This is a genomic window from Corynebacterium curieae, assembly GCF_027570035.1.
GTDB classification, from domain to species: Bacteria; Actinomycetota; Actinomycetes; order Mycobacteriales; family Mycobacteriaceae; genus Corynebacterium; species Corynebacterium curieae.
Window position 1 is genome coordinate 205,783 of the sequence record NZ_JAKMUU010000001.1, and the last position, 16,614, is coordinate 222,396.

The 16,614-nt window shown below is 55.7% G+C and carries 14 protein-coding genes; 2 read left to right on the forward strand and 12 right to left on the reverse strand.

The features are described from left to right. Window positions 1-2 precede the first annotated feature (2 nt). Window positions 3-638: an MBL fold metallo-hydrolase gene (locus L8V01_RS00955; protein WP_269945310.1), complete on the reverse strand. Its 636-nt coding sequence runs from the start codon at window positions 636-638 to the stop codon at window positions 3-5. Window positions 639-1,049: 411 nt separating this feature from the next. Here L8V01_RS00955 and L8V01_RS00960 point away from each other — a divergent pair, with 411 nt between their 5' ends. Together L8V01_RS00960 and L8V01_RS00965 are read left to right on the forward strand one after the other, a co-directional pair. After that, a complete protein-coding gene (locus L8V01_RS00960) occupies window positions 1,050-1,910 on the forward strand; it encodes a peptidylprolyl isomerase (protein ID WP_269945311.1) in 861 nt (286 codons plus the stop codon). Window positions 1,911-2,268: 358 nt separating this feature from the next. Beyond that, window positions 2,269-2,595: a hypothetical protein gene (locus L8V01_RS00965; protein WP_269945312.1), complete on the forward strand. Its 327-nt coding sequence runs from the start codon at window positions 2,269-2,271 to the stop codon at window positions 2,593-2,595. A gap of 189 nt (window positions 2,596-2,784) precedes the next feature. Here L8V01_RS00965 and L8V01_RS00970 read toward each other — a convergent pair whose 3' ends face one another. From L8V01_RS00970 to ruvC, 11 genes are all read right to left on the reverse strand, one after another. Further along, window positions 2,785-3,357: a DUF421 domain-containing protein gene (locus L8V01_RS00970; protein WP_269945313.1), complete on the reverse strand. Its 573-nt coding sequence runs from the start codon at window positions 3,355-3,357 to the stop codon at window positions 2,785-2,787. 119 nt (window positions 3,358-3,476) lie between these two features. Next, window positions 3,477-5,549: a bifunctional metallophosphatase/5'-nucleotidase gene (locus L8V01_RS00975; RefSeq protein WP_269945314.1), complete on the reverse strand. Its 2,073-nt coding sequence runs from the start codon at window positions 5,547-5,549 to the stop codon at window positions 3,477-3,479. Between the two features lie 187 nt (window positions 5,550-5,736). After that, window positions 5,737-8,025 (reverse strand): RelA/SpoT family protein, encoded by a 2,289-nt coding sequence (locus L8V01_RS00980; RefSeq protein ID WP_269945881.1) that lies wholly within the window; start codon window positions 8,023-8,025, stop codon window positions 5,737-5,739. Between the two features lie 88 nt (window positions 8,026-8,113). Then, window positions 8,114-8,659 (reverse strand): adenine phosphoribosyltransferase, encoded by a 546-nt coding sequence (locus L8V01_RS00985; RefSeq protein WP_239235234.1) that lies wholly within the window; start codon window positions 8,657-8,659, stop codon window positions 8,114-8,116. Between the two features lie 53 nt (window positions 8,660-8,712). Beyond that, complete coding sequence (locus tag L8V01_RS00990; protein ID WP_269945315.1) at window positions 8,713-10,380, reverse strand: ABC transporter substrate-binding protein; 1,668 nt, start codon at window positions 10,378-10,380, stop codon at window positions 8,713-8,715. A gap of 53 nt (window positions 10,381-10,433) precedes the next feature. Further along, the gene (secF, locus tag L8V01_RS00995; protein WP_269945316.1) at window positions 10,434-11,591 is read right to left on the reverse strand and encodes a protein translocase subunit SecF; all 1,158 of its coding nucleotides are present in this window, start codon (window positions 11,589-11,591) and stop codon (window positions 10,434-10,436) included. A gap of 2 nt (window positions 11,592-11,593) precedes the next feature. After that, window positions 11,594-13,486 carry a protein translocase subunit SecD gene (secD, locus tag L8V01_RS01000; RefSeq protein WP_269945317.1) on the reverse strand — a complete coding sequence of 631 codons (1,893 nt, stop codon included), beginning with the start codon at window positions 13,484-13,486 and terminating at the stop codon, window positions 11,594-11,596. Window positions 13,487-13,725: 239 nt separating this feature from the next. Next, window positions 13,726-14,088 (reverse strand): preprotein translocase subunit YajC, encoded by a 363-nt coding sequence (yajC, locus tag L8V01_RS01005; RefSeq protein WP_269945318.1) that lies wholly within the window; start codon window positions 14,086-14,088, stop codon window positions 13,726-13,728. A 73-nt stretch (window positions 14,089-14,161) separates the two neighbouring features. After that, window positions 14,162-15,241 carry a Holliday junction branch migration DNA helicase RuvB gene (gene ruvB / locus L8V01_RS01010; RefSeq protein WP_269945319.1) on the reverse strand — a complete coding sequence of 360 codons (1,080 nt, stop codon included), beginning with the start codon at window positions 15,239-15,241 and terminating at the stop codon, window positions 14,162-14,164. 23 nt (window positions 15,242-15,264) lie between these two features. Further along, complete coding sequence (gene ruvA / locus L8V01_RS01015; RefSeq protein WP_269945320.1) at window positions 15,265-15,882, reverse strand: Holliday junction branch migration protein RuvA; 618 nt, start codon at window positions 15,880-15,882, stop codon at window positions 15,265-15,267. A gap of 32 nt (window positions 15,883-15,914) precedes the next feature. Further along, a complete protein-coding gene (gene ruvC / locus L8V01_RS01020; RefSeq protein WP_269945321.1) occupies window positions 15,915-16,481 on the reverse strand; it encodes a crossover junction endodeoxyribonuclease RuvC in 567 nt (188 codons plus the stop codon). Between the last annotated feature and the right edge of the window lie 133 nt (window positions 16,482-16,614).

Consider the following 16,614-nt stretch of genomic DNA (forward strand, 5'->3'; position numbering starts at 1 on the left):
TATTACAGTACCTCCCTCAAAGTAGCGAAGAAGGGATTGGTCGCCCTCTCCTTGCGCATCGTGGTGGTCGGGCCGTGGCCAGGTAGGAGGGTTAGATTATCTGCCAAACTCCACACTGGACCAGCAAGGGACTTTTGCATGGCTTGGGCGTCTGAGTGCGGCAGATCCGTGCGCCCAATAGCGCCGGCGAATAGGACATCGCCGGTTAAGGCAAATTCTTCGGAGACAATCATGGTGCACCCCGGGGAATGCCCAGGGGCATGCTTAAGCGAAAAGGTATGGCCGAGCAATTCTAGGGATTCCCCGTCATGCAGCTCGCGCACATCGGCGATGGGGGTCATATGGGCGGCATCGAAAAGCTCTTGCGCCTGCGGCGAAACGCCTTCCCCACTTTCCAACATGAATTGATCAGCTGGGTGGATATACACAGGTGTGTCGAGCCTTTCTGCAAGGGTTCCCGCATCCCGTGTGTGGTCAATATGGCCATGGGTGAGCACGATTGCCTCATAGTCCAAATCATGCTCAAGGACCTGTTCCATCGCATCCATACCCGGATCCACAACGAAGGCGCGGCGTCCTTCCGCAATCACGTAGGTATTGGTCTGAAACGGCCCAGCAGTAAAACCGAAGATTTCCATACCCACTACCCTAGCTACCTCGAGAGCAATCAGGCGCGCTCGCCTATTTCTGGAATAGCAGCTCTCAGAAACAAGTCTTTGGCTCGGTAGAAAATGCCCTGCATCTTGACGTAGTTCGGCCTAGGAAGCAATGATCGGAGGACCATCTTTTCAGCCGAAATCCCCCTGATATACACCGGCCGAGGAAACTCTTCACAAAGGCCTAAATCTGTATCCTTTCCCCAGTTTGCACAAAACGCAGAAGGAGCGGGTGAAAATTGGATTCTCCATAGGTGCTTTGGGAACTTCTGGGTTGGTTTAAACCACGAACTTGCGCTATTTCCGTGCCGACTCCTTCTTAGCAGTATTAAACCGCTAGACTCAGTCGGGTTGAACCATGCCACCGATAATCGCTAGAAAGGTTGACTTCCGGTGCCAAATAATCAAAAGCGCGGCGAAGAGGCGCTGAGCAAACTCGAACGCGAGCTAAAGTCCCGCGAACGCAAGCAAAAGGCACGCCCGCTGGGCGTCGTCGCCGCCTCCCTTGTAGTAATCCTCGCTCTTGTGGGCGGTATCTATTTCCTCTCCACCCGCGAGGGCGATGATGAAAACGTGCAAGCAGAGGACTCCTCTGCGGCAGAGACCTCGCAGGAAACCCCGCAGGCACAACCTATCGCAGACAAGCGCACTAAGGCATTGCCAGACACGGTGACATGTAAGTACGAAGACAATGGCCAGGATTCTAACGGCGCCAAGAGGCCGAACGGGAAGGATATTTCCACCAAGGGCACCGTCACCGTCTCCTTTGAGACCTCTCAAGGCCCCATCGAGATGGAGATGGATCGCGCTAAGGCACCATGTACCACCAATGCGATTTCTGAACTGGCCAAGTCCGGCTACTATGACGACACCGTGTGCCACCGCATGACCTCCGGAGCCCTGAATGTTTTGCAGTGCGGCGACCCGACTGGTTCCGGCTCCGGCGGCCCAGGCTTCAGCTTCGCTGATGAGTACCCCACCGACGAGGTAGATGAGAAGGATGCACAGAACCCAGTAATCTACCCGCGTGGTTCCGTGGCAATGGCGAACAGTGGCCCAGATACCAACGGTTCTCAGTTCTTCCTAAACTACGACGATTCTGAACTTGCTCCGAGCTATACCTACTTCGCCACCATTAGCGATGAAGGAATGAAGACGATGGATAAGATTGCCAAGGCCGGTGTGGAAGGCGGCCAACCAGATGGCAAGCCAGCCAAGGAAGTCAAGATTATGAAGGCAACCGTAAAAGCTTAAGAACGTAAAAGCCCTGCTTGACGACGCCTCCCCTTAACCCTTCCCCGGCTCACACCCCCTAACGGGGGAAGGGCTAAAGCCCCGAGCATTCGCCACTTTCACCGCGGACGAATGCGCCGGGGCTTTCGTTTTCCTTAATTTAACTTAAGCCTGAATATGAGGGTTTAGCTGCAGAAACACTAGGTCACTAAAATTCCCCCAGATCACACCAGTCCCACAAGTAAACATGCAGCACATAGTAGACTTTCAGTTAGTCCAGCGAATGAACAAAAACCTGCCGATACTGTTGCAGAAGCCTGTCAGCCTGTCTAATATTTGAGTCGTCTTTGAACATCACCAAGCTTGTTAGGAATCAAACATGAAGCTTTTCTCCCGCAAGGCACTTGTTGCTGGTGCAACCGCTCTGTCCATGACCTTCGCTGGCACCACTGTAGCTACCGCTGCTGAGACAACCACTGCCACCAAGTCCGTTGAGGCTAAGCCGTCCAAGACCGCAGGAGCTAACACTACGGCTACAGCTAAAACCACCGAACCGTCTAAGGAGCCGAAGGAAGGCTCTTCCATCAAAGACTTGGATCCGGATGAGATCAAGGCTTGGATTGGTGTATTCACCGCTGTAATCAGCGCCTTGGGCACCGCCTTCGCTTTCGCCGACAAGTACCTTGACCTGCCTTTCGGCAAGTAAGGTCACCGCTTCATAGCGATTCTTAAGCCGTTACTTCCCACTGCGGGTTGTAGCGGCTTTTTCGCGTCTTTGCCGGCTAGTTGGTGCAGCTCACAACCGGGTAAGCTGGGACCAAGAAGATTCCTGCCCAGCAAGCAATTCGCATTGTTCTCGCCTCCCAACATTGGATGCAGGCGGTCAGGGCCAGTTCTAGAAATCCTTTGCGTCCTCAATGTATTCGGCACCAGCTAAGTCTCTAAATAGCTCAGGATCGATGGTTTGCCCGACCTTGATAACGGAAATATGGCCCGTCGGCTCAAGGATCATGATCTGCACATCCTCCATGCGGCTAATGCCCGCCTTGCGGGCAGCAGAATAGATATCTGACTTAGTAATATGTGCCAGACTCAAATATTCTTCGATCATCTCTCCGCGAAAGACTAGGAGAACTGGCCGCCGGTCGAGAAAGCGCGTCCACTTCACCACCTTGCGGATGGTTCCAAACGCGGCCTCTAACGCCATTAGAGTAGTCAAACCAATAACACCAGCAGCTAGAGTTGGTGGATTACCCACGATAACGCGGCCGGCAACTGCGCCGAACATAATAATGATGATGGCATCAGAAGCCGTCATGGAGGTCAGCACACGGGAACCGAATACTTTTACTAGGACCATGAAGGCTAAATAGATACCCAAAGTAGCCACGACCACAACTGGGATACGATGCCATTCAATTCCCAGTTGGTAGGTTGCCTCACGCAGAAATAGTTCTAGAGTATCCACGATTGTTAGGTTACCTGGCCCCGGCTAGGCATAAGGAAAGAGGCGGAGCACCTCTCCCTTGTTGGGAAGAAATGCTCCGCCTAACACCGTAAAGGGCGCGGTTTCGCTTAGATTGCGGTTTAAATATGGAACTGCTTGCGCAGGTCCTCAATCATCTTGCGAGCAGGGGCAGGAAGAATCTGCGGATTCATCCCCACGACTGCAATACCAGCAACGAGCGCCGCTACGATGGCAAATACTGCACCACCCACGGAAGAGCCATGGGAGGACAAAGAGGAACCCTTAGGCTCAGGATTGGTGCTCGGCACCTGGGAGCCGTCACCGGCTACCTCGAGGGGCAGAGAAGCCTTAGTACCAGCGTCAGTGGTGATCTCCAGTTTTTGGTTTCCGCTCAGATTCTCTGGAACGGTAAGCTTCACCGTCGCGCGACCGCGCTCACCATATTGCGCATCGCCCTCTTGAGCGGAGTTGTCGATGTCGACGGTCTGCTTAGCGTCACCCAGCTTCACAGTGGCCTTCTTAGCCATTGGCTCACCATCGGTGGAGTAATTGAGGCTCGACAGCTCGACGGTGATTTCCTTACCCGGCTTCACTTCACCTTCAATGTGGGCACCGATCTGCCCTTGTCCCGTACGGACCTCAGATTCACCTGACTTGATGTAATCGATCATGGCCTGAGTATCCATGTATCCCACATCGTTCTTGCTCTTGATGGAACCAGCGTTAAAGTAACCGTCACCGCCTGCCTCTTCGTCGCTGGAAGCAAGGAACGAAGACAGCGCAATGGAGTAATCCTTCTTCGGATCAATTGGCTCGCCATTGATAGTCACGGACTTTACGCGCTCACCCTTGCCAGCCTTCTGGTCGTAGACCACCTGGACATTATTGGAAAGCCCCATGGCAAGGCGTGGACGGCTTCCCTCCTGCCACTGGTTTTCCAAGGCCTTGATGAACTCCTCACCGGAAATCTTGGCTGTAATCACGGAGTTGCCAAAAGGCTGTACCTCAAAGATGTCCTTGTAGGTAACGTCTCCGCCCTTCAAATCGGCACGTACACCACCGGCGTTCATAACACCGATTTCGATATCCTCGCCTACCTGCTTGCTCATGGCATAGCGTTGGCCATCCGCGATGAAGTTGTTAAGGGTGGATTCTACACCGCGGTTGGAGCCTGCCTCTGCACCTTCGTCCGAGCCGCGGAAGAGATCCTGCTTGACGTTGCCTGCAGTCTTAGAGCCTTCTACCTCGGCCTCCTTCTGCGCCTTCTCGACGACGGCGGCAATGTCAGCGTCCGGCTCAACAGCAGCGGCGTCCGTAGCATCGTACTGGCTGAGCTTGATATCGACTACCTTCTTGGCGGACTTGTCAAAGGTAATGTCAACATCGTTAAGCAGCTTGCCATACTCATGACCCTGCGCCCACTGCAATGGCAGTGCACCTTCGCGGGGGATTTCGCCCTTGGTGCGCTGGTGAGTATCACCGCCGAAGAGTACGTCTACGTCCTTGTTGAATCCCTGGGCATACTCTTGGGCGTCCTCATGGAATAGCGCGACAACAACGTCTGCCTCACCGGTCTCCTTCAGGCGGGTGGCCTCATCGTTGGTGGCCTTTACTGGATCCGTGAAGGTAACGCCGGGGATCTTGGCTGCGGATACCTTGTACTTGGTGTTTTCCGTTACGGTGCCGACATAGCCCACCTTGACGCCGTCGACGTCTTCAACGTGAGAAGGCTTTAGCAAAGACTTGCCGTCCTTGACCACGTTGGCGCCCAAGATTGGAAACTTAGAGTTAGGCTGAATGCGGTCCGTTAAGTCCTCAGTGCCCTTATCGAACTCGTGGTTACCTACTGCAGATGCCTTCATACCCATCTGATTGAGAGCCTCGAGCGTGTACTTATCATCGGAAATAGCAGAAACGAAGGCAGAACCGCCCACATTATCGCCCGATGAGGTTAGGTTGAACTCTTGGCCCTCATTTACCTGCTTGATAAGGGACTGCAGGCGAGCTACGCCGATCTCATCGCCAGCTTTAGCTGGGTCACCAACCTTATCTTCCAAGTGGCCGTGAATGTCGGTGATATTAGTGACGGAGATGGTGGTCTTGTTCTCCTGTGCTACCGCCTGCGCACCGGAGAGAGCTACGGCAGAGACGGTAGTGGCGGCCACGAGTTGGCCTATGCGACGGAACTGCATTGAAGTACTCCTAGATAGTAGAAAGCGACAGGATAATTTATATCGCTTTGCTAACTATTTGGCAGGAGCCATTAAGCTAGGCTGCTGGCGATTTACCTCCCAGCAGCCAAGAATTCACAAACCAGTAACCTCACCGATGCCCAAGCGTTGCTTGCCCTCCCCTCCTTGAGGGTAAAGACGAAGGAAGCTACGCGGTCACTCGGTAGACGTCAAAGACACCTTCGGTATTGCGCAGCGTAGTCATCAGCGTACCCAGTTGCTTGGTGTCAGAAACGGAAAAGGTGAACCGCACAGTCGCAATATGGTCATCGCCGCGATTGGAATTCATGGTCAGCACGTTGATGCTTTGGTCGCTCATGACACGAGTAAGCTCCGAGAGCAACCCTTGACGGTCAAGTGCTTCGAGCTGCAAAGTAGCAGAAAATGCACCGGTCGCAGAAGTGCGAGATGACCACTCCACCTGCATCATTCGCTCCGGCTCCGCCTTGAGCTTTTCCGCATTAGTGCAGTCCGCACGGTGAACCGACACGCCGCCGCCACGAGTAACGAAACCAAAAATGGTATCTCCTGGCACAGGTTGGCAGCACTTAGCCAATTTAGCCATGACATCTGGGCTGCCTTCCACCAAGATACCGGTACCTGAAGCAGAATCTTCCGTGTGCTGAGCCCTAGAATTCTCAATCTCAGATAGCGGCGTACGCGAAGCGAGAGTGTCAACTGCGTCATCGTGATCGCCGAACATAGCAACCAGCTGATTGGCCACATGCTGTGCAGACACGTGGCCAGCACCAATCGCGGTATAAAGCGAATCGACGTCAGAATAGTGCAGTTGTTCAGCTACCTGTTTCATCGAACTTGCCGTAAACAGGCGGTGCATAGGCAGGCCGCCACGCTGTACCTCAGTGGCAAGGGCATCGCGTCCCGCTTCTAGATGTTCTTCGCGGCGCTCTTTGGCAAACCATTGCCGTACCTTGGTCTTGGCGCGAGCCGACACCAAGAAGTCCTGCCAATCACGCGAAGGACCAGCATTAGGATCTTTGGAGGTAAAGATTTCTACCTTATCGCCGGATTTCAGCTTCGATTCCAACGCCACGAGCTTGCCGTTGACCTTGGCACCGATGCACCTGTGCCCGACCTCAGTGTGTACTGCGTAGGCAAAATCTACCGGAGTCGAGCCCGCAGGTAGGTTCACCACATCGCCCTTCGGGGTAAAGGCAAAAATCTGCCTGGCGGTTAAGTCATAGCGCAACGAGTCTAGGAACTCATTGGGATCTGCGGCTTCCTTTTGCCAGTCAAGGAGCTGGCGCATCCAGGCCATCTGGTCCACTTCTTCTTGGTGGCCCGAATTCCTACCCTTGGTTTCCTTGTAGCGCCAGTGGGCGGCAACGCCAAACTCGGCGTTGTAGTGCATCTCATGAGTGCGGACCTGAACCTCCAAGGTGGCGCCGCCTTGTGCCAAAACGGTGGTGTGCAGCGATTGATAGACACCGAATCGCGGCGAGGATATATAGTCCTTAAAACGCCCAGGCAAAGCTTGGTAGATGGAATGTACCACGCCGATGGCGGCGTAACAGCTGTTCACGTCCTCTACCAAGATGCGGATACCCACTAAGTCAAAGATCTCCGCGAAGTCGCGGCCGCGCACGATCATCTTCTGATAAATGGACCAATAGTGCTTCGGGCGGCCCATCACCTCGGCCTCTATGCCGTTTTGCTTCAGCGCTGCGCTGACTTGGCTAATGATCTCTTTTAGCGCGCGATCACGCGAGGGGGCGCGGTCTGCCACCATGCGTACGATTTCGTCATACTTCTTGGGATACAGGATGGCAAAAGCGAGATCTTCGAGCTCCCACTTAACGCTAGCCATACCCAAGCGGTGGGCCAGCGGAGCAATAACCTCGAGGGTTTGGCGCGCTTTCTTGGCTTGCTTTTCGGGCGGGAGGAACCGCATCGTGCGCATATTATGGAGGCGATCGCTTACCTTGATCACCAGCACTCGCGGATCGGTGGCCATCGCGACAATCATCTTGCGGATTGTTTCCGCCTCTGCTGCCGAACCAAGCGCCACTTTATCCAGTTTGGTTACGCCATCAACCAAGCGGGCTACCTCGGGGCCGAAGTCTCGGGTGAGATCCTCTAGGGAATAGTCCGTATCCTCCACGGTGTCATGCAGGAGCGCGGCCACGATGGTGGTGGTATCCATGCCGATTTCGGCAGCGATAGTGGCCACGGCAAGCGGGTGGGTAATATACGGCTCCCCGGACTTCCGGAAAACCCCGTCATGCAGGCGCTCCGCAGTGTCATAGGCGCGATTGAGTAGATCCGCATCGGCCTTGGGATGAAACTTGCGGTGAATGGACATCAACGGGTCCAGCACCGGGTTCACCTTGACTCGGCCGCCGGTGAGCGAACGGGCTAGGCGGGCTGACATACTGCGCATTCCCCCGCCTGTTTGGCGCTTAACTGGTTTGTCCATGGCCATATCTACCGCCCTTCGAAGTGCCACCTTTTCCATGTGGCCTCATGTCCCTCTAGATCGTGGGATCTAGCTTAGACACCTCATCTTAGTCTGTGGCATTTAGCACAATGAGCGGTGGGCCGGATAAGCGCTCACGTCCATTGAGGCCCTTGACCTCAAGTACCACAACATTGCCCGCAACTTCCGCGCCTGCGGACTCGAGCAGTAGCTTAGCGCCGTGGAGGGTGCCACCGGTGGCTAGGACGTCGTCGACAAGCACTACGCGCTTGCCCTTGATATCAACGCCGCTGGCCGGAATCTCCAGCGCCGCGGAGCCGTACTCTAGCTCGTATTCTTCTGTAAATACCGGAGGCGGAAGCTTGCCCTTCTTGCGGATGGCAAGAATACCCAAGCCCATCTTGTAAGCTACGGCCGAGCCGAGGAGGAATCCACGGGCGTCCAAGCCTCCAATCATGTCCGCGCCCAATTCCTCGCAGGCGGCAGCCAAACCGTCCACTACAGTGCGAAATGCCTCTGGATCCGCCAAGACTGGGGTGAGGTCCTCAAAAAGGATGCCTTCCTCTGGAAAGTCTTGAACGAGGCGAACCTTATCCTTGAGTGCCTGTGCTGCTGATTCGTAATGCGAGCTCATAATCTTCCTTGAGAAATTTTTGCGAGAGGTCGTTAACGGCCGCTGTGTGCGGCCTAGTTCTTTTCAGCTGGGGCGGTGCTGTGCCAGCGGTCCATATTCCAGCCGATGCCCGAGACGCCAGTGTACGGCAGGACACCTTCCACGTCGCGGCGGACAAGGAATGCGCGCGGCTGTGCGGCGAGTGGAATGGAGGGAACATCCTTCCATAAGGCATCTTCCGTCTTTTTTAAGTCAGCGGAGTTTTTCATGGTTGACTCAACTGCGGAGTATTCCGTGTGGGGATTCACCGGGCCGAGGAATGCATCGACGGTAGGCGCCCAGGTTTCCGGATCCATTTCCAAATAGTGTTGGGACATAAATTCCGCGGAGGCGTCCTCGATGGTAATGCCGGCCGGCTCGCAGGACGCGCGCAGCTGCTCCACCATCGCCTTATACCGATTATCTGGGCCTAAGTAGCCAACCTTGATGGTCGTGCCGTTAAGCTGTCCCGCTTGAGCCATATCCGTGCCTTGGTGGTCTTTGCCCACCTTATCCAGACCGCCAGCTACTGGGTCGGTAGCAGAAACAGTGCGCAAATAAGCGGGCGGAACCTCGACCCCTGAAGCCTCGGAGCTTGCCTGGGCAACCGCCTGCTGATCGACGCACGCGGCAAAGCTGTCCCGCGCCCAAGGCTCGGCAAATACTCCGGACTCAGACAACGTCAACGTATCAGTTAGTTCACCTACCATCGGAGTCACCTCATACGGGGTCTCTCCTGCCTCATTCTTGGTGCTAGCAAGCCAATCTGGGTCTTCGCTGCCGGAATCCACCACGCGCAGTGTTCCCTTGTCTGCAAGTTTTTGGGCGTCTGCATTTGCTGGCCACACAACAATGTGGTCCTCAGCTGGGGCATCCCCAAAGTACTTCCCATTTGCCTTGAGAATTACCTCACCCTCGTCGCCTATTTTGTCGATGACGTAGGGGCCGAAAGACACCTGCAAATTCGAATCAAATTGATCCTTCGCTACTGAGAAGCCGTACCGCCACGCATCCGCGACTGGGGCGAGCGCTTGCATGTCCTCAGCCGCCAGCGCCGAATGGAGTTGTTCCATACTCAAGCCGGCTTTATCAGCCAAAGCATGGGCGGGCATAACTGTGCCGGCGCCAAACATGTGGCGCCAGCGTTGACCCTGATCCTTGTTAAAAGTAAGGGTGAAAGTTTTGCTTTGCGGTTCACAGCTAAAATCCGCGATGTCATTCATCAGCGGCATATGGGAGGCGAATTCAACTGGGTGGGTACCAGCGGAATATGCCAAATAATAGTCATCGCAAGTAACTGGGGTGCCGTCAGTAAACACGGCATCGTCTTCCAGTGTTAATTGCACACTGCGCTGGTCGCTGCCTGCAACGGGCGGTAGCTCCTCAGTCTCTACGAGGTCCGCGTTGGGAATCAATTCGCCAGACGGGCCTGGCACGAAAAGCCCCGGGTATAAACGCGTGGACAACAATCCCGCGGATGTGGCATCGCCAAAGGAGGTACCGGCATTGGTGGTGGCCAGCCGTGAATTAACTTGGTAGCCGAAGTATCCATAGGACTCCGGCTCTTGAGGAGTATCGGATGAACCCTGCTCACCGCCTTGACCGCTACAGGCTGCCGCGCCTAGTACAAGAAGCGACGCGCACGCAGCGGCAGCCTTCTTTCCCCAGTGCTGTCCACCGGACATGCCTTCTCCCTTAAACACTGCTATGTGTCCTCACTTCAGCTACTAATCCGCCAGTGCCCTATTACCGCAGCCTAGCGCCCTGGGCGCCAGGTAGCGCCTGGGTGGCCGGTGGGCTCGGATGATTCGGCGTCGCCCTCTACCGAGCTAGGCTTAGCACTTGCTGGAGATACCACGGTACGGCCGGATGCTGGGGCAGTATCAGGCTCGCCCTCGTCGCTCTTTCCGGCCCGGTAGTCCGCAACGCGCTTATTATGGCGCTTAATCTTCTTAGATAGGTTGGCAAAGGTGACAACCAATGGGGTGGCAAAGAAAATGGAAGAGAAGATTCCTTCCACCACGCCAATAAGCTGAATGAGTGCCAAATCGCGCAAGGTACCAATGCCCATGAGCCAGACGGCCACCACAAAGAGCGCGATGATAGGCAGTGCGGAAATCACCGAGGTGGAGATCGAACGCATTACCGTCTGGTTGATCGCCAAGTTAGTCAGCTCAGCAAAGGTCTTCTTCCGTTGACCTTCAAGGCCTTCCGTATTCTCGTTGATCTTGTCAAAAACAATGACCGAGTCATACATGGAGAAAGTCAGCACCGTAAGCAAACCAATGATTACGGCTGGGGAAACTTCAAAACCAAAGAGCGCATAAATACCGGCGATGATTACGCCATCCGCGATGAGCGCGATGATGGCGGCAAACGCCATGGTCTTTTGCAGGCGGATGGCCACATAGACGGTGGCAGCCACCAAAAAGACCAGCATGGCGATGAGCATGCGCTGGGTAATAGAAGAGCCCCAAGATTCAGACACCGTGGAGGAACCGATGGCATCAGGCGTTGCCTTGCCGTTTTCATCCTTTGGCTCAAAATTTTCGTAGATTGCCGTACGGGCAGCATCCACGTCCTCTTGGCTGAGGCGCTCGGAGACAATCTCCAACGTCTCGGAGTCACCAGCGCCGACGATGTGCACCTGCTCCGGTTCTACACCGGTGGAGTCTTCGAAGACTTGGCTTACCTCGTCTTCCTTCAGGTCTCCGGCTGGCATGGACAAAGTAGTGCCGCCCTCGAAGTCTATCGAGAGGGAGAATCCACGGATGAGGATCGCAGCAACGGCAGCCACAACCAACGCAGCCGTTATGCCGTACCACAGCTTGGTGCGACCAATGAAGTCATAACCGCGCTCGTCCTCATAGAGGCGATCCATTCGGGAAATTCTGTGTTTAGTCGAAACAGCCATGCTTATTTCTCCTCATCTTCCGCAGCATCTGAAGGGCGGGCGGTTCCTGCAGCAGAGCTTCCTGCCGGTTCCTCAGTGGATGCCTCCCCGTCAGTAGAACGCTCGGCGGAGCCTGCTCGGCGGCGGCTAGAACCGTAATATCCGCGTTCACGGCGCTCTTCTACCAAGGCGTAGATACCACCGAGACCGTTCATGGAAGGCTTGGCTGCAGCCGGACGGCGGCCAACCATCTGCATCAGTGGTGCCATCACCAGGAAGGAGACGACTAGGTCGAAGACCGTGGTCAGCCCCATGGTGAAGGCAAAGCCCTTAACCTCACCGATCGCAAGGAAGTAGACAACCACGGAGCCGATCAGGGTCACCGCGTTACCGGTCACAATGGTGGCACGAGCACGCTCCCACGCCTTTTGCGTAGCGGAACGGAAGGTGCGTCCCTCGAGCAACTCATCCTTAATGCGCTCATAGTAAACCACGAAGGAGTCAGCCGTTGCGCCCACGCCAATTACCAAACCGGCGATACCGGAAAGGTCCAACGAGTAGCCGATCCAGCGACCAAGCAGAACCAGCGCTCCATAGGTAAGGAGGCCAGAGGCGATAAGGAAGATTAGGGAGACTCCCGCAAGGGCGCGGAAGTAATACAGGGAGTACGCCATCACAAGGATGAGGCCAACCAGACCTGCAATGAGACCTGCCTGCAGTGCGGCTTTACCCAGTGTAGGCGGGATGGACTCAACGGTGCCGCCGGGTTCGCCGTTTTCACCGGCAAAGGATAGCGGCAATGCGCCGTATTTAAGATTATTTGCCAAGCTCTTTGCCTCTTCCTGGCTGAAGTCACCAGTAATGGAGGTAGCGGAGCCAACCGGAGTAGCGCCCTGGATTACCGGTGCCGAGATAACCGCGGAGTCAAGAGTAATGGCAACCTGATCCTTGAGGTGTTCCTTCGTAAGGTCCGCCCAGGTCTGCGAACCATTCGGGCCATTTCCAGTCTTGAAGGAGAAGTTAATCTCCATCTGGCCGGACTGGCCATTGAGTCCACCCTCGATGGGCGAGTTGGTATCAATCTCGTTACCGGTCAGGCGGGTACCGTTTTCGTCCTTGATGCCATTGAGAAGCGGAGCCGGTTCCAGCACGTACGGATTACCATTGGAGTAATCACAGGTAACGAACGGCTTGGAAGGATCATCCGCGCCGGCCAAAGGATCGGTACTGCCCTGGCAAGTCATCAGCGCAGAGGCCGCCGCCTGGGTGGTCGGATCCTCGGACTGCCGGTCCTTGAGAAGCATCTCCGTTACCTCGTCGCGGCGCTCGGCCTGTTCAATGGAGTTGCCAGGCTCTTCCATGGGCTTAGCGCTAACCTTTGGAGCTTTCTGCTCCTTTGGCTTTTTTCCGGTCATTTGCGCTTCTTGGTCGGCGACGGCCTTGGTAACCTGCTCCATCTGCCTATTGGCATCGTCTGCGCTAAGGACATCGTACTTGACCCAGCGATTAGCCATGTCTTCCAATTCCTTGTTCAGCTTTGCCATATCCGGCATGGAGGGCTTCGCCACGGGGCGGAAGTAGAGCTGAGAGGTCTGCCCCACGGCCTGCGCCTGGGAGGCGTCCTCACCCGGGACAGTGATGACCAAGGTATTGCCATTGATAACAACCTCGGAGCCGGAAACGCCCATACCATTCACGCGCTGTTCCAAAATTGTGCGCGCCTGCTTTAGCTGATCTTGTGTGGGCTCCTCGCCTTGCGGCGCCAGCGTTACGCGGGTACCGCCCTGCAGGTCGATACCGAGCTTTGGGGTGCCTTGGCGGCTACCAGTAAAAAAGATGAGCGCATAGATAACAACCACAATGAGGGCAAAGAGCGCAAGCGCGCGCTTTGGCCATTGGCGTTTGCTACTTTTCATAGCGCCACGGGATGATGCGGACAACGATAATCTCCTGTGCTGCGTATTACAGGGTGTTTAAACATTAAATACGGCCCCGCCGAATGGCGCAGGCACGTTAACAACGCACAATCGTACGTCATGAGGCAGAGTTTTCCTTAACGGGGGCCGGAAAAGTTCCAAAGTGTGATGGGGTCTACGCTCTACGAAGACCCTATTTACCGAGCAATTATTAAGGATACTCTCAGCTAGGGCTCGCGCTAATGCTTTCCCTCGTCATCAAATGGTGGGTATTCCTCGTCCCGCGGGCTGTCCGCTTCGTTAGGCTTCGTCTCACCCCTAGACGCAGGACGCTCTAGGCCATTGGCTTCTTGTTCGGTTCGGATCACTGCCATCTTGTCAAAGGTCACCACGACACCTTGGGCGATTTCGAGATCCACGCTCTTTTCAGCGGTACCGCGCACGACGCCGTGTACGCCACCGGCAGTGACGATGGAATCACCCGGCTGCAAGGAGTTTTGCAAGGATTGCATCTCATTTTGGCGCTGGCGTTGCTTCCGCATGGCCATAAAGGATGGAATAACGAACAAGATGCCAATGATGATGAGAATGATGATTTCCATAGCTTTCTAGTGTGCCAGACACTCCTTGCCATAGAAACCCCAGGGTGCGTCGCCAAGCACCCAGCCACCTAAATCAAAACAGGCCGGCTGCACCTTCCGGTGGGGTAAGCCCCAAGTGGCGCCATGCAGCCGCCGTGGCTACGCGGCCACGACCTGTGCGCGAGACCATCCCAGCCCGCACCAAATAGGGTTCACACACTTCCTCAACTGTGGAGGGCTCCTCTCCTACCGCAATGGCAAGGGTGCTGACGCCAACAGGCCCGCCCCCATGGCCTTTAATGAGCGCATTGAGCACCGCGCGGTCCAAGCGGTCCAAGCCCATTTCGTCCACGTCAAAGACTTCCAGCGCTCCCTGGGCTGCGCCCAGATCAATATGACCGGTGCCGTTGACCTCGGCATAATCACGAACGCGGCGCAGCAGCCGGTTAGCAATGCGCGGAGTACCGCGAGAACGCGAACCAATTTCTACCGCAGCATCGTGGTCAATATCGACATCGAGAATGCGCGCGGCACGCTTGATGACTTGGGTCAGGTCTTCCGTACCGTAGTACTCCATCTGCGCGGTAAAGCCGAAGCGGTCACGCAATGGGCCGGTAAGCATACCGGCGCGGGTTGTAGCCCCCACCAAAGTAAAGGGCGGAATTTCAAGTGGAATAGAGGTCGCGCCTGGTCCCTTCCCCACAATGACGTCAATGCGGAAGTCCTCCATCGCCATATACAGCATCTCTTCTGCTGGGCGTGCGATGCGGTGAATCTCATCAATAAAAAGGACGTCACCTTCCATCAGGTTAGAGAGCATGGCTGCCAGATCCCCCGCACGTTCCAAGGCCGGTCCGGAGGTCATGCGCAGCGAGGTCCCCAACTCCTGCGAGATAATCATGGCCATTGTGGTCTTGCCCAAACCAGGAGGCCCAGATAGCAGCACGTGGTCTGGCGTTACGCCACGATTCTTTGCACCCTTGAGAACGAGAGAAAGCTGCTCTCGCACCTTGGGTTGGCCGATGAATTCATCGAGCGACTTCGGGCGCAGAGAGCGCTCAATATCATGTTCCTCCGAATGCGCAGTCGCCTCTACATCGCTATTGCGCTGGGTGGAATGCGCCGCATCGACTCCTTCTGGGAGATTAAACTCGGTGCGCTCAATATCGGACATAAATCCAGCCTTCCTACCCGCCGCTACTTCTTCTTACCCAGTTGCGCAAGCGCCGCGCGCAAGAGCGCTGAAGTGTCAGCCTCACTGTTTTCACCGTAGGCCGACTCCACTACAGGGCGCGCTGCCTTCTCCGTAAAGCCTAGGCCGATAAGAGCCTCGGTTACGCTTTCTACTACGGCACCGCCAGCCGGAGCCGCAGCGGTAACAGAATCAGCCGATCCTGCGTCCTCACCTGGTGCAAAGGCCCCCACCTTATCTTTTAGCTCCAAAGCCACGCGCTGGGCCATGCGCTTGCCGACGCCCGGAATAGACTGCAACGCCTTTACATCTTCCGCAGCTATCGCTGCTGCAAGCTCCCCAGCCCCCATGACCGAAAGTGCTGCCAAGGCAAGTTTTGGCCCCAAGCCAGACACGGACTGTAGCACCTGGAACATTTCACGATCCTCATCCGCACTAAATCCGTACAGTGTGAGGGAATCTTCCTTGACTACCAAATCGGTAAGTACCGTAGCCTCCTCGCCGCGGCGCAGCCTGCCCAAAGTTGAGGGCGTAGCCAAAAATTTATATCCCACGCCGGCACAATCTATAACCCCATGGTCGAGACCAATATGGATTACTTCTCCACGCAGTGCAGCGATCATTGCTTTCCTATCCTTCTATGTTCTTTGCTTCCCTAGCGCTTCTTGCCTTGTCCGCGCACTCCGCTCGTCTTGGCGCCTAGGCCAAGGCCGGTATTGTCCATGCGCACAATGGCAGGGGCGCGCCAGCAGTGACACACGGCCAGGGCTAGTGCATCGGCGGCGTCGGCAGGCTTGGGCGGTTCCGATAGCCCCAGGATACGGGTAATCATAGTGGTCATCTGCTTTTTATCGGCACGCCCATTGCCAGAGATAGCCTTTTTCACTTCAGACGGGGTGTACATGTATACCGGAATATCGCGTTCAGCCGCAGCCAGCACCAGCACCCCTACCACGTGGGCAGTCTGCATGACCGTGGAGACCTGCCCACGTTCGAAGACGCGCTCGATCGCTACGACATCCGGCGAATAGTCATCCATCCATTCCTTAGCTGCAATAGACAGCCGCAGAAGCCTCTCAGTTAGCTCTTTATCGCTAGGCGTGCGCACCACACCCACGGAAACGGGAAGGATTGCTCGCCCGCGACCAGCCTGAACCACAGAAAGTCCGCAGCGCGTCAAGCCGGGATCGATGCCCATCACGCGCATTCCCTCTAGGTTCATCTCTCCCCCGCTTTCATTTCTATACCGCACCTATTGCCACTAGCACCATTATGGACTACACACACGTGTTCTACAAGCGCAACAGTCTCACCTCCATAGCGAAGCGCCGGCAACGCCTCCCACGAGCTATGCC